Source organism: Pseudomonas sp. P5_B2, from assembly GCF_056400445.1.
The window spans coordinates 1-2,294 of the sequence record NZ_JBFULH010000629.1; the positions used below are offsets into that span (position 1 = coordinate 1).

Annotated in this window: 2 protein-coding genes; one reads left to right on the forward strand and one right to left on the reverse strand. The window is 59.4% G+C overall.

What is annotated here, in order from left to right; all coding sequences use genetic code 11:
* The first annotated feature begins 278 nt into the window (after positions 1-278).
* Positions 279-1,178, forward strand: coding sequence for a transcriptional activator NhaR (gene nhaR, locus AC1DRJ_RS24925; protein ID WP_150778260.1), 900 nt, complete (start codon positions 279-281; stop codon positions 1,176-1,178).
* A gap of 3 nt (positions 1,179-1,181) precedes the next feature.
* Here nhaR and AC1DRJ_RS24930 read toward each other — a convergent pair.
* Positions 1,182-2,294: MFS transporter (locus tag AC1DRJ_RS24930; protein ID WP_477804507.1), on the reverse strand; the 1,113-nt coding region annotated here is incomplete at its 5' end.

A 2,294-nucleotide genomic window follows, 5' to 3' on the forward strand; every position in this document is an offset into this window, starting at 1 on the left:
GCAGCCTTGTGGGTGTCGTCAATCGCCTGCTTGGCGCTTTCGGCAGCCTTGCCCATCAGTTGCTGAGCGCTTTTTTCGGCTTGGTCGCAACCGGCCAATACCAGTAAAGACGCGAATAGCACTGCTGTGGTTTTGAGTTTCATGATGCTTCCCTCGTTAGAACAAACGGCACCAAAACCATGGCCCGTTGATAGCGACGCATTCTAGGGATGCAAACACTTCAGTAAAATTCGTATTTTTAGCGGTTATACTTCGGTTTTTACGAACTGTAGACCACCATGCTCAACTATCGGCAATTACATTACTTCTGGGTGGTGGCCAAGACCGGCAGCATCGTGCGCGCCTGTGAGCAGCTCAATCTGACACCCCAGACCATCAGCGGGCAGATTTCCCTGCTTGAGCAAACCTACGGCATCGAGTTATTTCGGCGGGTGGGCCGGCAACTTGAACTCACCGAAGCGGGCCGCCAGGCCCTACCCTACGCGGAACAGATGTTTCAGTTGGGTGGTGAACTGGAACTGATGCTGCGAGCGCAGCCCAACGAGCAGCAGATTCAGTTTCGGGTCGGTGTCGCGGACGTCGTGCCCAAATCCATCGTCTATCGGCTGATTGCGCCGACCATGGAATTGAACGAGCCGCTGCGCATCACCTGTCGCGAAGACAAACTCGAACGCTTGCTCGCCGACCTGGCGATCCAGCGTCTGGACATGGTGATATCCGACAGCCCGATGCCCTCGCACCTGGACATCAAGGGCTACAGCCAGAAACTCGGGGAATGCGGGATCAGCTTCTTCGCCACGGCTGAATTGGCCGCGCGGTATGGTCAGGATTTCCCCCGCAGCCTGCACGGCGCACCGCTATTGATTCCAGGGCCGGAAACCGTGGTACGAAACCGCTTGCAGCGCTGGTTCGCGGAGCAGCAGATCCAGCCGCGCATCGTCGGCGAGTTCGACGACAGTGCGTTGATGCAGGCTTTTGGGCAGTCCGGCAGCGGCATCTTCATCGGCCCCAGCGTGATTGCTGATGAAGTGAAACGCCAATACGGCGTAGAAGTGATTGGCCAGACCGACGCCGTGACCGAGTCGTTCTACGCCATTTCCGTGGAGCGCAAGGTCAAGCACCCCGGCATTGTCGCCATTACTGAAGGTGCCCGACGTCAGTTGTTTACCGAACTGTAAGCCTCAGGCGCAGACTTCACGCGGCTCGAAGGTCATCAGGGCAATCGCCAGCAGAATTGAGGCGAGGATAAAACCGGCCGCCGCAAAACCGAGGCCTTGCAGCCCGACGCTATCGATCACCCGGCCGCCGACCATGGCGCCCAGGCCGATGCCGAGGTTGGCCCCGGCAATGTTCAGCGACGCTGCGAATGCCGGCGCCTCGGGCGCTGCCTTGATCAGGCGTACATGGCTGATCAGGAACAACGCCGCCTGGGTCATGCCCCAGATACCCATCGCCGCCGCCAGACCGAGGGGCGAATGAATGTTCGGCACCAGCGCCACCAGGCCGGCAATCATGAACRCGCAGAACATCACCGAAGCGATCAGCGGATGACGATCCACCGCGCGGCCGCCCAGCGAGTTACCGATCAGCCCTACCGCGCCGAAACCCATCAGACACCAGCCGACCACCGTACCGTTGAAACCGGCCAGGCGTTCAAGAATATCCGCCAGATAGGTGTAAGCGGTAAACATGCCGCTGAAGACCACGATCGACAGCAGCACATGGCCCACCATCAGCGGACTGCGCAGGATTTTGAATTGCGAACGGAAACTCACCTGATGCTGGTGCAGGTCGGTTTTCGGCAAGTAGATAAACAGCAGCATGGCTTTGGCAAAGGCGATCACCGCCAGAATGCCAAAGGCACTGCGCCAGCCGAACGCATCGGAAATCAGCGTGCCCACCGGAATGCCAAACACCGTGGCACAGACAATGCCGAAGCCGATCTTGGCGATGGCCCGCCCCGCGTAGTCGGGGCCGACAATGTCCACCGCCGTTTCACTGGCCAATGCCCAAAACACAGGCAACCCGAGTGCGGGAATCAATCGGGCGAAAGCCATGACCCAGATATTGGGCGCAAACGCCGCAAGGGTGTTGGCCAGGCCGAACATGATCAGCACCGAGATGAACAGCTTGCGGCGTTCAAACCGGGCGCAGTACGCGGTCAGGAACGGCCCGAAGGCTGCGACGGTGAAGGCGAACAAGCTCACCAGCAAACCCGCTTGCGGGATGCTGACTTCAAGGTCTCGGGCAATCGCCGGCAACAGGCCGACGATGACGAATTCCGTGGTCAGCAC